Consider the following 16,127-nt stretch of genomic DNA (forward strand, 5'->3'; position numbering starts at 1 on the left):
GCCATGAAACTCGTTTTAGCGGAAAAGCCCAGCGTGGGCAAGGAGCTCGCCCGGGTCCTGAAGGCCACCCAGAAGCGGGAGGGCTACTTCGAGGGCAACGGCTATTTGGTGACCTGGTCGTTGGGCCACCTGCTGACGCTCAAAATGCCGGAGCAGTACCACCCGGAGTGGGCGCAGTGGACGGCAGACACCCTGCCGATGCTGCCCAAGCACCTCGGCATCACGCCGCTGCCGGAAACCCGCCGCCAGCTCGGCGTGGTGTCGCGGCTGGCCAAGCGCGCCGACGTCGAAAGCGCCGTGATCGCCACGGACGCCGGGCGCGAGGGGGAGCTGGTCGCCCGCTACATTTTTGACTACCTGCAGTTCAACAAGCCGCTGCAGCGCCTGTGGATCTCGTCTCAGACCGACGCGGCGATTCTGGACGGCTTTGCGCACCTGCGGCCGGCCACAGACTACGACAACCTCTACCAGGCGGCCCTGGCGCGCGCCGAGGCCGACTGGCTGATCGGGCTCAACGTCACGCGCGCGCTGACGGTCAAGTACCAGGATTCGCTTTCCGCCGGGCGCGTGCAGACGCCGACCTTGGCCTTCGTCGCCAAGCAGGAGCGCGCAATCGCGGCCTTCGTGCCCGAGCACTTCTACAAGCTCAGCGTCACCACGCCGCTGGGGACGGCGACGCTCGACCGCCGGCTGAGTTCGGCCGCCGCCCGGGGGCTGGCCGAAAAGCTTGCCGCGACCAAGCTGACGGTGACGGCCAAAACCGCGCGCCAGGTGGTGGAGACGCCGCCCTTGCCGTACGACCTAAACGCCCTGCAGCAGGCGGCCAACGACCTGTACGACCTGTCGCCCAAGCAGACGCTCAACGCGCTGCAGCAGCTGTACGAGCGGGAGAAGCTGGTGACGTACCCGCGCACCGACTCGCGCTACCTGACGACCGACCTGGCGCCGACGATGCGCCGGCGGCTGCAGGCCATCGGCGGCTACAGTAAGGCGGCCGCGGCGCTTGCGGCCAAGGCGACGGCGACGCCTGGCGTCTACAACGACGCCAAGGTGCGCGACCACTACGGCCTGATTCCGACCGACGAGCCGCTGAACCTGACCCGCCTGAGCGCCACGGAGCTCAAGCTTTACCGCCTGATCGCCGACCGCTTCATCGCATTGTTCAAGCCCAACTACGAGGCAACGGTGACCACCTACACGCTGGCCGGGGCCGGCGTAGAGTTCACGCTGACGACCACCGCGGTGACTGCGCCCGGCTTCAAGGACGTCGCCGCCACCACCGGCAAGCCGCTGGCCGTCGGGGACGTCATCACCGGTGAGCCTAAGGTCAAACAGGCGAGCACCACGGCGCCTGGGCGGCTGACCGAGGCCGCGCTGCTGGGCAAAATGGACGCGCACGGCCTGGGCACCCCGGCGACGCGCGCGGACATCCTCGAGAAGCTCCAATCCGGCCAGCTGATGGCCAAGGCCGGCCGCGGGCTGACCGTGACGCCCAAGGGCCAGCAGCTGCTGCGGCTGGTCAACCCCGCGCTGGTGACGCCGGACCTGACCGCCAAGTGGGAGGCCGAGCTCACCGCCATCGAGCGGGGGGAAGGCACCCGCTCGGCGTTCATCGCAGGCATCGAGGACGCGACGGGCCGCCTGGTGCGCGAGGTTTTGACCAGCACCACGGCGTACCAGAACCCGAACCTGACGCAGAAGCGCTGTCCCGAGTGCGGCGCGCGGCTGGCGGAAAAGGCGACGAAAAACGGCGTGCGCCTGGTCTGCAGCAGCCCGACGTGTTCGTACAGCCGCGCCCGCGACGCGCGCGTGTCCAACCACCGCTGCGCCCAGTGCCACAACAAGATGGTGGTGCTGCAGGGCGCGCGCGGCGAGTACTTCAAGTGCCAGCACTGCGGCAACACGGAGCAGCTGGTGCGAGGCAAAAAGCGCACCAGCAAGCGCGAGGACGCCAAGCTTTTGAAGCAGTACAGCCAGCCGGATGAGGCGGCGGAAAGCCCGCTGGCCCTGGCGCTTAAGGCGGCAATGAAGAACAAGCAGTAACCGGAGGAGACAGCATGGCAACTCGCAAAACCCAGGGAACCCGCAAGCGGCGCCCGGCCGCCCGCAGCAAGGCAACCGGCCGCACCAAGGCGACCCCGCGCGGCAAAAAACAGGACCACACGCTCAACTGGATCGGCGTCGGGTTCTCACTGATCGCCCTTTTGGCCGGGTTCCACCTCGGCCTGATCGGCACGGCGCTGGCCAACTGCCTGCGCCTGGTGGCCGGCGACGCCTACCAGCTGCTCGCCCTGGCGCTGCTCGGCCTGGGCGTGTTCATGGCCTTTGCGGCGCGGCTGCCCAAGGTTGCGCCGCGCTACTGGGGCGGGACGCTCCTGGTGGCGGTGCCGGCGCTTGGCCTGCTGACCGCGCGCACGATGGCGACGCTTGCCGTGCACAACCACTACCTGATGGTGACCTGGCGGCTGCTCAAAAGCGACTTTGCGCGGGGCACGGCCGCAACCCAGATCGGCGGCGGGCTGGTCGGCGGGGCCGTGTTTAACCTAATTGCGCCCCTGATCAGCGCTATCGGGGCCGTCGTGCTGTTCTGGCTGGTCGCCCTGGTCGGGGCGGCGGTGCTGCTGGGCATCACGCCGGCGCAGTTCTTTGCGGCGTGCGGCTGGATTGGGGCGCGCGTGGGCGCGGCCTGGGCCCGGCTTGACGCCAAAGTGTCGGCGCCGCGGCCGCCGCGCGAGAAGAAGCAGCCCAAGGCCAAGCCGGCCGCGCCGACGCCGGATGCGGACACGGGTGAGACGCCGAGCGTTGCCGCCGCGCACGCGGATCCGGACGACAAGGACCTGCCGGAGCCTTTGGCCGCGGACGATTTTCAGATCAACGTGGCGGAGAAGGCGCCCGCGCCGACCCCGCAGCCGGCCCCGGCGCCCGAACCGGCACCCGCGCCGGAGCCTGCCGACGACGACTTCGCGCAGGACTCGGCCAACGACTACCAGCTGCCGGGCATCGACCTGCTGTCGGCGATTCCGCCGGCGGACCAAAGCGGCGAGCTGGCCAAGATCAAGGAGAACCGCGTCAAGCTCAAGCAGACGCTTGAGAGCTTCGGCGTGCAGGTGACCGTCAAGGCGGCGACGCTCGGCCCGAGCATCACCCAGTACGAGATTCAGCCGGCCGTCGGGGTCAAGGTGTCCAAAATCGTGAACCTGGCCGATGACCTGGCGCTCGCGCTGGCGGCCAAGGACATCCGCATCGAGGCGCCGATTCCCGGCAAGCCGTTGATCGGCCTGGAGGTGCCCAACTCGAGCATCGCCACCGTCGGCTACCGCGAGGTGCTGGAGAAAACGCCGGCGCACCCGGGCAAGCCGCTAGTGATCCCGCTGGGCAAGGACGTCGCCGGCCAGGTCGTGACCTTCGATCTGACCAAGATGCCGCACCTTTTGATCGCCGGGGCCACCGGGTCCGGGAAGTCGGTGATGATCAACGTGATCATCACCAGCATCCTGATGACCACCAAGCCCGCCGACGTGCGGCTGATGCTGATCGACCCCAAGCGCGTCGAGCTGTCCGTGTACAACGGCGTGCCGCACCTTTTGACCCCGGTGGTGACCGAGGCCAAAAAGGCCCCGTCCGCCCTGAACAAGGTGCTCGCCGAGATGGACAAGCGCTACCAGGCGTTCAGCGACGCCGGGGTCCGCAACATGACCGAGTTCAACCAGAAGGCGCAGGCCCAGCCCGACGCCGGCCTGACCAAGATGCCGTACATCGTCGTGATCGTCGACGAGCTGTCCGACCTGATGATGGTCGCCGGCGCCGAGGTCGAAACGGCGATTGTGCGCCTGGCCCAGATGGCGCGCGCGGCCGGGATTCACATCATCATCGCCACCCAGCGCCCGTCCGTCGACGTCATCACCGGCCTGATCAAGGCCAACGTGCCGTCGCGCATCGCCTTTGCGGTGTCCAGCGGCGTGGACTCGCGCACCATCCTCGATGCCAACGGCGCCGAGACGCTTTTGGGCCGCGGCGACATGCTTTACGACCCAATCGACGCGGCCAAGCCGGTCCGCATCCAGGGCGCGTTCATTCCGTCCGAGGACGTCGAGGCCGTGGTCGCGGCGATCACGGACCAGGTCGCGCCGGCCTACGAGGCGGACATGCAGCCCGAGGCGGTGGCCGCGGGCGGCTCCGCGGAGTCGGACGACGAGCTGTACCCGGAGGCCAAGGCCTTCGTCATCGCGCAGCAGACCGCCTCGACCTCGCTTTTGCAGCGGCGCTTCCGCATCGGCTACAACCGCGCCGCGCGCCTGATCGACGACCTGGCCCAAAACCAGGTGGTCGGCCCGGCCGACGGCGCCAAGCCGCGCAAGGTCTTCGCGCAGCCGGAGAGCACGGATCAGACCAACAGCTGAGGTGCCGGACGGGCGTACCCCGGCACCCGCAGCCGCGGCTCGTTCGTGCCGGTGCCCGGCCACGCGGCGAAACAACTTAGGGTAATCAATGGCGCCGGCTTTGCGGCGCACAAGGAGTAGTGCTTTTGAGAATCGAACTGACTGCCGGCGTTCACCTGAACGTCATTCCCACGACCAAATTCAAGACCACCCGCATCGCGGTGCACTTTTTGGCCCCGGCCGACGCCGACCAGTACGCGGCGCGGACGCTTTTGACCAGCGTGCTGGAGACGGCCAGCGCCGCCTACCCGACGCAGGCGGCGCTTTCCGCCGAGCTGGAGACGCTGTTCGGCGCCAACTTCGGCATCGGCGTCGGCAAGGAGGGGGGGATGCACCGCGTCTCCGCCACCCTGGACCTCGTCGCCGACGGTTTGGCGCAGGCGCCGCTTCTGGCGGCCGGCTTTGACTTCCTGCGCGAGGTGCTGACGCGGCCGCTGACCGTGGCCGGGCGCTTTGACGCCGCGGTGTTCACGCGCGAGCGGGCCAACCTGATCGACTACCTCAACTCCCTGGACGAGGACCGGCAGACCCAGGCCAGCCTGGCCCTGCAGGCGCTGTACTTCGACGCGCCAAGCCAAAAGGCGCCGAGCTTCGGCACCGTGGCCGGGCTTGAGGCCGTGACCGAAGCCGGGCTGTGGGCGACCTACCAGGCGATGCTTTCGCAGGACCAAGTTGAGATCGTGGTTCTGGGTGACGTCAACCCGGCGGCCGTCACCGCGCTGGCGAGCGGCCTCGGGCTCGCCCCGCGCAACCCGGCCGAGGCCCCGTACGCGATTGACCAGACGCCTTCCGCGCTGCGGCGCGGAACCGACGCGGTCAGCGTCAACCAGGCCAAGCTTGACCTGGGCTACCACACGCCGGTCGCGCTGTACGGCGCCGACTACTACGCAACCGTAGTGGCCGTCGAGCTGTTCGGCGGCTCGCCTTTGTCTTTGCTGTTCACCAACGTGCGGGAAAAGGCCAGCAAGGCCTACTACGCCAGCGCCGTGCTCGACCCGTTCCGCCACTTCGTTCAGGTGCAAACCGGCATCGACCCGGCCGACGCGACCGAGGTGGAGGGGCTGATCGCCGCCCAGCTGGCGCGGGTGGTGGCCGGCGAGTTTTCGGATGACCTGCTGCAGCGCATCAAGGACGGGCTGACCAACGGCCGGCTGATCGCCTACGACGCGCCGCGCTTTTTGGCGCGCCAGGCGCTCTTGCACGCGCTGATCCCGACCCACCAGGAAGGCTACGACGCCTTCGCCTCGGGCGTGGCGGCGGTGACCCGCGAAGACGTGCAGCGGGTGGCCGCGGGCCTTGACCTGCATGCCGTGTACCTGCTGACAAGCAAGGAGGGGAACTGATGGCGACGACATACCCGGAAGTGGGCGAGGTGCTCCACGACGTCACGCTGGCCAACGGCCTGCGCGTCTTGATCGTGCCCAAGCCCGATTACCACGAGACCTACGCGCTGTTTGCCGTCAACTACGGCGGCATCGACGTGCGCTACGTGCCGCTCGGCGAGTCCGAGATGGTCGAAGACCCCGCCGGCATCGCGCATTTTTTGGAGCACAAGCTGTTTGAAAAGGCCGACCACGACGCCTTTGACCTGTTCGGGGCGACCGGCGCGTCCAGCAACGCCTTCACCGGCGCGACCAGCACGGCCTACCTGTTCTCGACCAGCCAGCAGGTGGCCACCAACCTGACCACGCTGCTGGATTTTGTCCAGGATCCTTACTTCACCGAACAGACGGTGGCCAAGGAGAAGGGCATCATCGGCCAGGAGATCCAGATGTACCAGGACACCCCGGGCTGGCGCCTGTACTACGGGCTGCTCGGCAACCTGTACCCGACGCACCCGGTGGCCCAGGACGTGACGGGCTCTCTGAGCTCGATTGCCCAGATTACGCCAACGGCGCTGCACCGCGCCTACCGCACCTTCTACCAGCCGAGCAACATGACGCTGACCGTGGTCGGCAACGTGGACCCGCAGGCGACGCTGGACCTGATTACGGCCAACCAGGCGGCCAAAACGTTCGCGCCGGCGACCCCAATTCAGCGCGGCGTGGCCGAGGACTGCGGCGTGGCGGACATCCTGCCGTACCGCGCCTTGAGCCTGCCGGTGGCCCGGCCCAAGGCGGCCGTCGCCATCAAGGGGCAGCGCCCCGTCGGCGACGATCTGGCCGGCACGCGCTTTCAGGTCGCCGTGCGGCTGTTGCTCGAGATGCTGTTCGGCGACTCCAGCCCGCTGTACCAGGACTGGTACGACCGCGGCCTGATTGACGACTCGTTCGACTGCGACTACCAGGCGGCGCGGACCTTCAACTTCGTGACCTTCGCCTGCGACACCGCCGATCCCCAGGCGCTGTCCGACGCCCTGGTCGCGGTGATCGCCAAGGGGGCCGACCAGGAGCTTGACCCCGCGCGCTTCGCCCGGCTGAAGCAGGCGGGGCTTGGCAAGTACTACCAGGGCATGAACGCCCTGGACAGCATGGCCAACCAGCTGAGCGCGCAGAGCTTCGCTTCGGTCAACGCCTTTGAGATGGCCCAGGTGATGCGCGACGTCACCCTGGACGACCTGTACCAGGCGGCCGGTGCGCTCTTTGACCTGGCCGCGGTGACGGTGTGCCACGTGCACCCGGAGGCCCAGGCGTGAGGCGCTGGGCGCTGGTCGTCGGCGCAAGCGGCGACATCGGCGCGGCACTGGCCAACCAGCTGGCGGCGGACGGCTGGTCGCTGTACCTGCACTACCACCAAAACGCCGCGCGGGTTGAGGCGGCGTGCGCCGCGCTGAGCGCGGCCTACCCCAAGCAGGACTTCCTCGCGGTGCCCTACGACCTGACCGATGTGGCGCACCTCGATGATTTTATCGGCCAGCTGTTCGCCGTGGACGCCGTGATCTTCGCGGCGGGGCAGACCTACTACCACCTGTTCAAGGACACCACGGCGACGGAGCTGTCCGCGCTGTTTCGGGTGCACCTGCTGACGCCGATGGCGATGCTCGCCGGGCTGCAGGACAAGCTCGCCCGCAGCGGCCAGGGCCGCGTCGTGTTCATCGGCTCGGTGTACGGCGCCGCGGGCAGCGCGATGGAGGTCGCGTACAGCGCGGTCAAGGGCGGCCAGTCCGCCTTCGTGCACGCCTACGCCAAGGAGGTTGCAAGCCTTGGCATCACCGCCAACGTGGTGGCGCCGGGCGCCGTGGCGACCAAGATGAACCGCCAGTTCGACGCCGCGACGCTGGCCGCGGTGCAGGCCGACATTCCCGCCGGGCGCTTCGCGCAACCGGGGGATGTGTGCTACTTCGTCCGCACCCTGCTGGATCCGGCGGCGGCCTACCTGACCGGCCAGACCCTGTACGTCACCGGCGGCTGGTTGCAGTAGCGGCCTTCTCAACAATTTCTTAATTCATCGGCATGGGGATTCATGTTATACTGAAAATAGACATTCTAAGACTAGCGGGTGAAGAAAACACATGGATGAGATTGGGCAAAAACTGCGGACGGCCCGGATTGAAAAGGGGTACACCCTTGATGATCTGCAACAGATCACCAAGATCCAGAAGCGTTATTTGATTGCAATCGAGGAGGGCCGCTTCGACGCCCTTCCCGGCGACTTTTACGTGCGCGCCTTCATCAAGCAGTACGCCGAAACCGTGGGACTGGACGCCGACGCCTTGCTGACGCAGTTCCAGCAGGACATTCCGGACACCCAGCCGCAGGAGTACGCGGAGCAGTCCGTCGAAAACACCACCAGAAAGACGCGCGCCGTGGTCAACAACCCGGCCAAGAAGCTGCGCCGCCACGGCTTCGCTATCGGCATCCTGGTGCTGGCCGTCGCCCTGATCGGCGTGGTCTACTACGTGGCGTGGCGCGCCCAGGCCGGCGACCGGCAGGTGATTCCGACCGACTCGTCCTCCGTGGCGATTTCCAGCAGCAAGAAGACCGACACGGCATCCAGCAAGAAGGCCGCCAGCGCCTCGAAGAAGGCGGCTTCCGCCTCCAAGAAGAAGGCCGCCGAGTCCTCGAGCAAAAAGGAAGCGACGAAGCTGACCATCGACGTGGCCGCCTCTGACACCGCGCAGCAGACCGCCGCAATCAAGAACCTGCCGGCCAGCGGCAACAAGCTGACCATCGGCGCCGGCACCGCTGCCGCCTGGGTGGCGCTGACCGTCAACAACGCGGTCACCTGGCAGGCGACGCTTCCCGCCGGCACCAGCCAGGAGGTCGACCTGCCGGACGGCGCGACGACCTTCAGCATTCGCTCCGGTAACATGCCGCAGACGACCATCAAGCTCAACGGCACCGACGTCGACACAACCACCGGCACCCGCATCGTCCGCACGATCACCTTCACGGCGGACCCGAGCACTTCCGAAAGCACAGGTGAGTAACGTGAACCTTCCCAACAAGTTGACCGCGATTCGGATGTTTCTGATTCCGGTGTTCACGCTGATTCTGGTGTTCGACTGGCCGAGCGGCGCGCTCAGTCTGGGCGGCACCAAAATCGGCTGGAGCTTGGTGGTCGCCACGGTGATTTTCATCGGCGCGTCGTTGACCGACTTCGCCGACGGGCAGATCGCCCGGCGCAACCACCTGGTGACCAACTTCGGCAAGTTCGCCGATCCGCTGGCCGACAAGCTGCTGGTGATGACCGCGTTCATTTTCCTCACCGCCAACGGCACGATTCCGGCCTGGGGCACCGCCATCATCCTGTGGCGGGAGCTGGCCGTCACCGGCCTGCGCCTGCTGCTCTCCAAGGAGGGCGAGGTGCTGGCCGCGGCCTGGCCAGGCAAGATCAAGACGGCCACGCAGATGTTCGCCATCATCTTCCTCTTGATGAAGGACTTCGGCGCGGGCTTCCCGATCGGCCTGGTGCTATTCTACGCCGCCGTGTTCTTCACCCTGTACTCGGGCATCGACTACTTCTACAAGAACCGCGGCGTGTTCGCGGATTCGTTCTAGACGAACTAACCAAACGGCCACCGCGTACCTCCCAGATTTGGGAAGTGCGCGGTGGCCGTTTCGTTGCGCGGGGACGACGCTTGGGCCGGGCACGGGACTCGCAAACGGGCCGGCTGGTGTTTCGCCCGGGCGGCTACAGCGCCTTGGTGAAGCAGATGATGCGGTTGGCCTCCGTGAAGTGCAGCGCCTGGTGAAACCGCAGGCTGGATCGGTTGTCGAGCGAACAGTCGCTGGCCAACTCGGTGCACCCCTGGGCCTTGGCCCAGGCCTCGCAGCCGGCGACCAGCGCCCTGGCGCAGCCGCGACGGCGGGCGGCCGGCGTGACGAAGATTCCCTCCAGGTAGCCGACCGGACTGGAGCTGGTGCCCTCCACGTAATCGTGGCGCAGCTGGCACTGCGCGAAGCCGACCGGCGCACCCGAATCGCCAATCAAGAAGAACTGCGACTCGCCCTGCGCGATGATATCGGCGAGCTCCGCTTTAAGGGCGCCGACGTCGTGATCTGGCCACAGCTGTGCGGCCAGTGTGACGAGTTGGTCTAGGTCTTGAATTCCTGCGGGTTTTAGCATCGGGATCCCTCCTGTGTTGCGCGGCCGTCGCGCAGGCGGCTTTGGTTGTCTTTCAGGGTACGCTGCTCGGCCGCTGTACGCCAAGGTAGGGCGGCAGACCCCAATCTTTTTGCCGGCCGGCGTGGTAAACTGGGGCGGAACGCATAATCTATTAGAGGTGGCATAATGCAAGCAGAAATCATTGCAGTGGGAACCGAGATCTTGCTCGGCCAGATCGTCAACAGCAACGCGTCCGTGCTGGCCCGACAACTCGCGGACCTGGGCATCGACAGCCTGAACCAGCAGGTGGTCGGCGATAACGGCCCGCGGTTGGACGCCGCCATCACGCTGGCCGAAAGCCGCGCGGACCTGATCATCCTGATCGGCGGCCTTGGCCCGACCAAAGACGATCTGTCTAAGCAGACGCTGGCGGCCCACTTGGGCGTTGAGCTCGCGGTGGACGCGCCGAGCCTGGCGACGCTTGATGCCTACGCCAAGCAGTGGCACAAGGTGATGACGCCCAACAACCGGGTGCAGGCGATGCTGCCGGCGGGGGCGCTGCCGTTGCCCAACACCGTCGGCCTGGCCGTCGGCGCCGTCAGTGTCAAGGACAACCGGCGCTACGTGCTGTTGCCCGGCCCGCCCAAGGAGTTCACGCCGATGGTCGCAACCCAGCTGGTGCCGTACCTGGCCCGGCTGGTGCACGGGGATGCGGTGCTTGAAAGCCGGGTGCTGCGCTTCTTTGGCATCGGCGAGTCGCTTCTGGCCACCGAGCTCGCCGACCTGATCGACGCGCAGACCAATCCGACGCTGGCCACCTACATCAAGGACGCCGAGGTCACGCTGCGCATCACCGCCAAGGCCGAGACGCCGGCGGCCGCGCAGGCGCTGATCGACCCGATGGAACAGACCGTGCTGAACCGCGTCGGCCAGTACTTCTACGGCTACGGTGACGACAACAGCCTGGAGGGCGAGCTGGTCAAGGCGCTGGCCGAGGCGCGCTGCACCATCACCGCCGCGGAGTCGCTGACCGCCGGCGCCTTTCAGGCGACGCTGGCCGGCGTGCCCGGCGTCTCCGAGTGGTTCAAGGGCGGCTTTGTCACCTACTCGAACCACACCAAGGCGACGCTGCTCGGGCTGAACGAGGCGACGGTCGATGCGGACGGCGCGGTCAGCGAGCAGACGGCCAAGGCGATGGCCCAGGCGGCCCGCGAGAAGGTGGGCGCCGACCTCGGCGTCAGCTTCACCGGCGTGGCCGGGCCGGGGCCCAACGAGGGGGTCGAGGCCGGCACCGTGTGGATCGGGCTGGCGACGGCCGACAGCGTGACGGCGACGATTTACCACTTTCCGGGCAGCCGGCAGGCGGTGCGGGCGCGGGCGGTCAAGACCGGGCTTTTCACCGCGCTGCAGGCGCTTCGGCAGGCGGCAAAATAATCAGAACACCCGTTCGATTTTTCCTTGCACTTCCCCGAACGCTCTTGTAGAATAGGGGAAGACACAACCTGATTGGAGGGTTCTCTTTTGGCTAAAGATGAACGACAGGCAGCGCTTGACGCTGCGTTGAAGAAGATCGAAAAGAACTTCGGTAAGGGCTCCATCATGCGGATGGGCGATAAGGTCGACACCCGCATCTCCACCATCTCAAGTGGCTCGTTGGCGCTCGACAACGCGCTGGGCGTCGGCGGCTTCCCGCGCGGGCGCATCGTCGAGATATACGGGCCTGAAAGCTCGGGTAAGACCACGATTGCGCTGCACGCCGTCGCCGAGGTCCAAAAGGCCGGCGGCACCGCGGCTTACATCGACGCGGAAAACGCGATGGATCCCAAGTACGCCTCGGCCCTTGGTGTCAACATCGACGAGCTGCTGCTGTCCCAGCCGGACACCGGCGAGCAGGGGCTTGAGATCGCCGATGCCCTGGTGACCTCCGGCGCCGTCGACATCGTCGTCGTCGACTCCGTGGCGGCCCTGGTGCCGCGCGCCGAAATCGAGGGCGAGATGGGCGATGCCCACGTCGGCCTGCAGGCGCGCCTGATGAGCCAGGCCCTGCGCAAGCTGTCCGGCTCGATCAACAAGACCAAGACCATCGCCCTGTTCATCAACCAGATTCGCGAGAAGGTCGGCATCATGTTCGGCAACCCCGAGACCACGCCGGGCGGCCGCGCCCTGAAGTTCTACGCGACGGTGCGCCTTGAGGTGCGCCGCGCCGAGCAGATCAAGGACGGCACCAACGTGATCGGGAACCGCACCAAGATCAAGGTCGTCAAGAACAAGGTCGCCCCGCCGTTCAAGGTGGCCGAAGTCGACATCATGTACGGCCACGGGATTTCCCAGACCGGTGAGATCATCGACATGGCGGTGGAAAAAGACATCGTCGACAAGTCCGGCTCCTGGTACAGCTACGGCGACGAGCGCATCGGCCAGGGCCGCGAGAACGCTAAGACCTACCTGGACGAGCACGCGGACATGAAGGCGGAGATTCGCCAGAAGGTGCGCCTGGCCTACGACATGGACGAGGCCAACGAAGAGGCCGAGGAGGGCATCGAGGAAGTCGCCAAGAAGTCCGGCAAGAAGCCGGCTGAACCCGACATCTTCCAGGCCACGGACACGGCGGCCAAGCCTGAAGACACCAAGCCCGCAGATGCCAAGACCAACAAGGGCATCAAGTAACGCACCGAGACGCGACAAAGGCCGCTGCAGCACTGCTGCAGCGGCCTTTGCTGTGCGCTCACGCCCGTACCGGCACCTCTGTGGGCACCAGCGCGCCCGGCACCGGGGTCGCCTGGCCCTGGGTCTGGTCGGTCAAGGCGGCGGTGGTGGCGGCGACGGCGGTGTCCTCAACCAAAAGCGTCAGGGTGACCTGCGCCTGGTAGTCGGTGGCGGTGATGGTCACACCGTTCACCTCCGCCCAGTGCTGGATGGGGCCCAGCAGGTGGTACGGCAGCGGCAGGATCAGCTCCCGCATCATCACGCGCCGGACGACGCCGACCGCCTGCACCGCGTCCTGCACGCTGTTGGCGTAGGCGCGGATCAGGCCGCCGGCGCCGAGCTTGATGCCGCCGAAGTACCGGGTGGTCACGGCGACCACGTCGTGCAGGCCCATCTGCTTGAGCACCTCAAGCCCCGGCACCCCGGCGGTTCCGGAGGGCTCGCCGTCGTCCGACGCGCGCTGGACCTCGTCGTGGTCGCCGAGCAGGTACACAGGCACGTTGTGGGTCGCCTTGTACTCGGCCTTTTTGACCGCGGCGATGAAGGCCTGGGCCTCCGCCTCGGTGGTGGCGCGGCCGAGGTGGGTGATGAAGCGCGACTTTTTGATCTCGAGGACGTTGGATCCGGGGCGGGCGATGGTGCGATATTCGGTCGACATGCGTAATCTCCTTGTGAGGTGAGGCCAATGTTGCAAGTGCTTGAATCCGAGCTGGCGCGGGTGGCTGCTCTCAGTGTAGCACAGCCGACGCCGGTACCCGCGGTGAAAAACGCGCGGGGCAGGCTGTCGTGCGTGCGCTGCGGGCAGACGGCGTTCGCCACGCTGCCAAGCGGTGCGCGCTACTGCCTGTCCTGCGTGGGGATGGGCCGGGTGACAACCGGCGCCAGGCTGTGGCGGGTGCCGCTGGCCGGGGTGCCCCAGGCCGGTCCGCTGACGTGGGCCGGAACGCTGACCCCGGCGCAGGCGCAGGCCGCCGCGGCCGTGCAAACATCGGTGGCCGCCGGGCGCGACCACCTGCTGTGGGCCGTGACCGGCGCGGGCAAGACGGAGATGCTGTTTCCCGTAATCGCCGATGCGCTGGCCGCCGGCCAACGGGTGGCGGTGGTGTCGCCGCGCATCGACGTGGTGCGGGAGCTGGCACCCAGGCTTTCGGCCGCCTTTGCCGGCACGCCGATGACGGTGCTGTACGGCGGGCTGCCGTGGCCGGGTGAGAACGCGGCGCTGGTGGTGGCGACGTCGCACCAGATGCTGCGGTTTTACCGGCACTTCGGCCTGATGATCATCGACGAGGTCGACGCCTTCCCGTTCTCACAGACGCCGGCCCTGGCCTACGCGTGCCGGCAGGCGACAGACGGGCCGACCGTCTACCTCAGTGCGACGCCGCCGACCAACCTGCGCCGACAGGCCGCGCGGGGGCAGCTCGCACGAAGCTTTCTGCCGCGCCGCTTCCACCAGCATTCGCTGCCCGTGCCGCGCATCCTGCGCGTCGCCACCGCGGGGCTGCCCGGGCGGGTTCCGCAGGCGCTGTGGCGCTGCCTGGCCCAGGCTCGGGCCGCCGACCGCCGCGCGCTGGTGTTCGTGCCGGACACGCGCTGGGTGGCGCCGCTTGCGGCCGCCGCCAGGGCCCAGGGGTTTGCCGCCCGCGGCGTGCACGCCAGCGACCCGGCGCGCGAGGCGACGGTGCAGGCGTTTCGCGACCACACCTTTGCCGTTCTGGTCACCACCAGCATTCTGGAGCGCGGGGTGACGATCCCGCGCTGCGCGGTGATTGTGCTGGCGGCGGAGCGCGCGCAGTTTCCCGCCAGTGCCCTGGTGCAGATGGCCGGGCGCGCCGGGCGGGCAGCGGCCAGCCCGAACGACCCGGTGTGGTACCTGGCCGGCCACTTCACCTGGGCGATGGCGCAGGCGCTCCACGAGATTCGGGTGATGAACCGGCGGGGGCAGCCATGACCTGCCGGTGGTGCCACCGCCCGCTGACGACCGACTTCACGCTGGCCGAGCTGATCGGGCTGCGGCCGCTGCGGCTGGCCAACCTGTGCCCGCGCTGCCAAGCCCGGTTTGCGCGCATCGACCCCAAGACGGCCTGCCCGGGGTGCGGACGCGCCCACTCGCCGCGGCTGTGCCAGGACTGCAGGCGCTGGCAGGCGCGCTACCCGAGCTTGCACCACCGCGCGCTTTTTACCTATTCCGAGGAGATGCGGCTGTTCATCCAGCAGTACAAGGGGCTGGGCCACTACCAGCTGCACGACGCCTTTGTGGCCGAGCTTGACCTCAAGCGCCGCGGCGTCGCCCTGGTGCCTTTGGTCAGCGAGCCCGGCCACCTGGCGCGGCGCGGCTTCGATCCGGTGGTCGGCCTGTTCGGGCACCTGCCCCTGAGCCGCTGGCTGGAAAAAACGGACACGGCCCAACCCCAGGCCGAAAAGACCCGCCGCGAGCGGCTGGCGACGCCGCAGTCCTTTGTCGCAACCCTGCCGGCCCGCCCGGCGGCCCGGGTGCTTTTGCTCGACGACCTCTACACCACGGGCCGCACGTTCTACCACGCCCAGCAGGCGCTGCGGGCGGCGGGGTACACGGGCGAGATTCACAGTTTCTCCCTGATTCGTTAACAGAATATAGTTTGTTTCTGGCCCCCGGGTTCGTTATAATAGAGAAGAAGGGTGAAAGGGCTTTACCGCCCGGCCGCCCGCGCCTGAATCCCATTCAGGCGCATGAAAGGGGAGAAGTTTTATGCTAACATACAACGTTCGTGGCGAAAACATCGAGGTCACCGATGCCATTCGGAATTACGTTGAAAAGCGCATCAGCAAGCTGAACAAGTTCTTCGAGAGCTCAGTGGAAGCCATCGCGCACGTTAACTTGAAAGTGTACCCGGACAAGACGGCGAAGGTTGAGGTCACGATTCCACTGTCCTACCTGACGCTGCGGGCTGAGGAAACCAGCCCGGACCTTTACGCAAGCGTTGATCTGGTGACGGACAAGCTCGAGCGGCAGGTCCGCAAGTACAAGACCAAGATCAACCGCAAGTCCCGCGAGAAGGGCTTCGCCCCAATCCAAGTCGACGCCCCGGCGGCCGCAGAGCAGCCGGAGACCGACGACAGCCTTCAGGTGGTGCGCACCAAGCGCGTCTCCCTGAAGCCGATGGACTCCCAAGAGGCAATCTTGCAGATGGATATGCTTGGCCACAACTTCTTCATCTTCGAGGACGCAGACACCAACGGCACGAGCATCGTGTACAAGCGCCGCGACGGCCGTTACGGTCTGATTGAAACCGACGACTAGGCACCACCGAGCAGGCCCACGCGGCCTGCTTTTTTGATGCCCAGGGCGGAGAAGCACGGGCTTAGCCCACCGTCTAGCGTAGGTCAGGGGGTTGGGCCGCACCTTGGCCCAAGCCCCTGACCTAGCTGGACGAGTGGGCGTTGTGCTTCGTAGCCCGACGATACCCAGGGCGTAGAAGCACGGGCTTAGCCGGGCTCCGGCCCGACTGCACTGCTGCT

The 16,127-nt window shown here is 67.1% G+C and carries 14 protein-coding genes; 12 read left to right on the forward strand and 2 right to left on the reverse strand.

All coding sequences use genetic code 11. The features are described from left to right. Positions 1–3 precede the first annotated feature (3 nt). The 7 genes from LE416_RS11065 to pgsA all read left to right on the forward strand — a co-directional run bounded on the left by LE416_RS11065 (position 4) and on the right by pgsA (position 9,379). Complete coding sequence (locus LE416_RS11065) at positions 4–2,043, forward strand: DNA topoisomerase 3 (RefSeq protein ID WP_225048792.1); 2,040 nt, start codon at positions 4–6, stop codon at positions 2,041–2,043. A gap of 14 nt (positions 2,044–2,057) precedes the next feature. Continuing rightward, the gene (locus LE416_RS11070; protein ID WP_225048796.1) at positions 2,058–4,400 is read left to right on the forward strand and encodes a DNA translocase FtsK; all 2,343 of its coding nucleotides are present in this window, start codon (positions 2,058–2,060) and stop codon (positions 4,398–4,400) included. 125 nt (positions 4,401–4,525) lie between these two features. Beyond that, positions 4,526–5,782, forward strand: a complete 1,257-nt coding sequence (gene yfmF, locus LE416_RS11075; RefSeq protein WP_225048798.1) for an EF-P 5-aminopentanol modification-associated protein YfmF — start codon at positions 4,526–4,528, stop codon at positions 5,780–5,782. Next, positions 5,782–7,074 (forward strand): EF-P 5-aminopentanol modification-associated protein YfmH, encoded by a 1,293-nt coding sequence (yfmH, locus tag LE416_RS11080; protein ID WP_225048800.1) that lies wholly within the window; start codon positions 5,782–5,784, stop codon positions 7,072–7,074. Before yfmF ends, yfmH begins: the two co-directional genes overlap by 1 nt. Beyond that, positions 7,071–7,799: an elongation factor P 5-aminopentanone reductase gene (gene ymfI, locus LE416_RS11085; protein WP_225048802.1), complete on the forward strand. Its 729-nt coding sequence runs from the start codon at positions 7,071–7,073 to the stop codon at positions 7,797–7,799. The genes yfmH and ymfI overlap by 4 nt, the downstream gene beginning before the upstream one ends. Positions 7,800–7,890: 91 nt before the next feature. Beyond that, the gene (locus LE416_RS11090; RefSeq protein ID WP_225048804.1) at positions 7,891–8,808 is read left to right on the forward strand and encodes a helix-turn-helix domain-containing protein; all 918 of its coding nucleotides are present in this window, start codon (positions 7,891–7,893) and stop codon (positions 8,806–8,808) included. Position 8,809: 1 nt separating this feature from the next. Next, a complete protein-coding gene (gene pgsA / locus LE416_RS11095; protein WP_225048806.1) occupies positions 8,810–9,379 on the forward strand; it encodes a CDP-diacylglycerol--glycerol-3-phosphate 3-phosphatidyltransferase in 570 nt (189 codons plus the stop codon). Between the two features lie 133 nt (positions 9,380–9,512). On the opposite strand, the gene aac(6') is transcribed toward pgsA, so the two are convergent. Continuing rightward, entirely contained in the window at positions 9,513–9,947 is a 435-nt protein-coding gene (gene aac(6'), locus LE416_RS11100) for an aminoglycoside 6'-N-acetyltransferase (RefSeq protein WP_225048808.1), read from the reverse strand. 165 nt (positions 9,948–10,112) lie between these two features. Here aac(6') and LE416_RS11105 point away from each other — a divergent pair, with 165 nt between their 5' ends. Next, positions 10,113–11,360, forward strand: a complete 1,248-nt coding sequence (locus tag LE416_RS11105) for a competence/damage-inducible protein A (RefSeq protein WP_225048810.1) — start codon at positions 10,113–10,115, stop codon at positions 11,358–11,360. Between the two features lie 87 nt (positions 11,361–11,447). Next, on the forward strand, positions 11,448–12,593 hold the full coding sequence (gene recA / locus LE416_RS11110; RefSeq protein WP_225048816.1) for a recombinase RecA: 1,146 nt from the start codon (positions 11,448–11,450) through the stop codon (positions 12,591–12,593). Positions 12,594–12,651: 58 nt separating this feature from the next. Here recA and LE416_RS11115 read toward each other — a convergent pair whose 3' ends face one another. Continuing rightward, positions 12,652–13,290 carry a YigZ family protein gene (locus tag LE416_RS11115; protein WP_225048817.1) on the reverse strand — a complete coding sequence of 213 codons (639 nt, stop codon included), beginning with the start codon at positions 13,288–13,290 and terminating at the stop codon, positions 12,652–12,654. A 27-nt stretch (positions 13,291–13,317) separates the two neighbouring features. Here LE416_RS11115 and LE416_RS11120 point away from each other — a divergent pair, with 27 nt between their 5' ends. The 3 genes from LE416_RS11120 (at position 13,318) to hpf (ending at position 15,909) form a co-directional block, all read left to right on the forward strand. Then, positions 13,318–14,580, forward strand: a complete 1,263-nt coding sequence (locus LE416_RS11120) for a helicase-related protein (protein WP_225048824.1) — start codon at positions 13,318–13,320, stop codon at positions 14,578–14,580. Beyond that, positions 14,577–15,236 (forward strand): ComF family protein, encoded by a 660-nt coding sequence (locus tag LE416_RS11125; RefSeq protein ID WP_225048826.1) that lies wholly within the window; start codon positions 14,577–14,579, stop codon positions 15,234–15,236. Before LE416_RS11120 ends, LE416_RS11125 begins: the two co-directional genes overlap by 4 nt. Positions 15,237–15,357: 121 nt before the next feature. Continuing rightward, complete coding sequence (gene hpf / locus LE416_RS11130) at positions 15,358–15,909, forward strand: ribosome hibernation-promoting factor, HPF/YfiA family (RefSeq protein ID WP_225048828.1); 552 nt, start codon at positions 15,358–15,360, stop codon at positions 15,907–15,909. Positions 15,910–16,127: the final 218 nt, after the last annotated feature.

It is taken from the genome of Lacticaseibacillus kribbianus, from assembly GCF_020180945.1.
In the GTDB taxonomy this organism is placed as follows: Bacteria; Bacillota; Bacilli; order Lactobacillales; family Lactobacillaceae; genus Lacticaseibacillus; species Lacticaseibacillus kribbianus.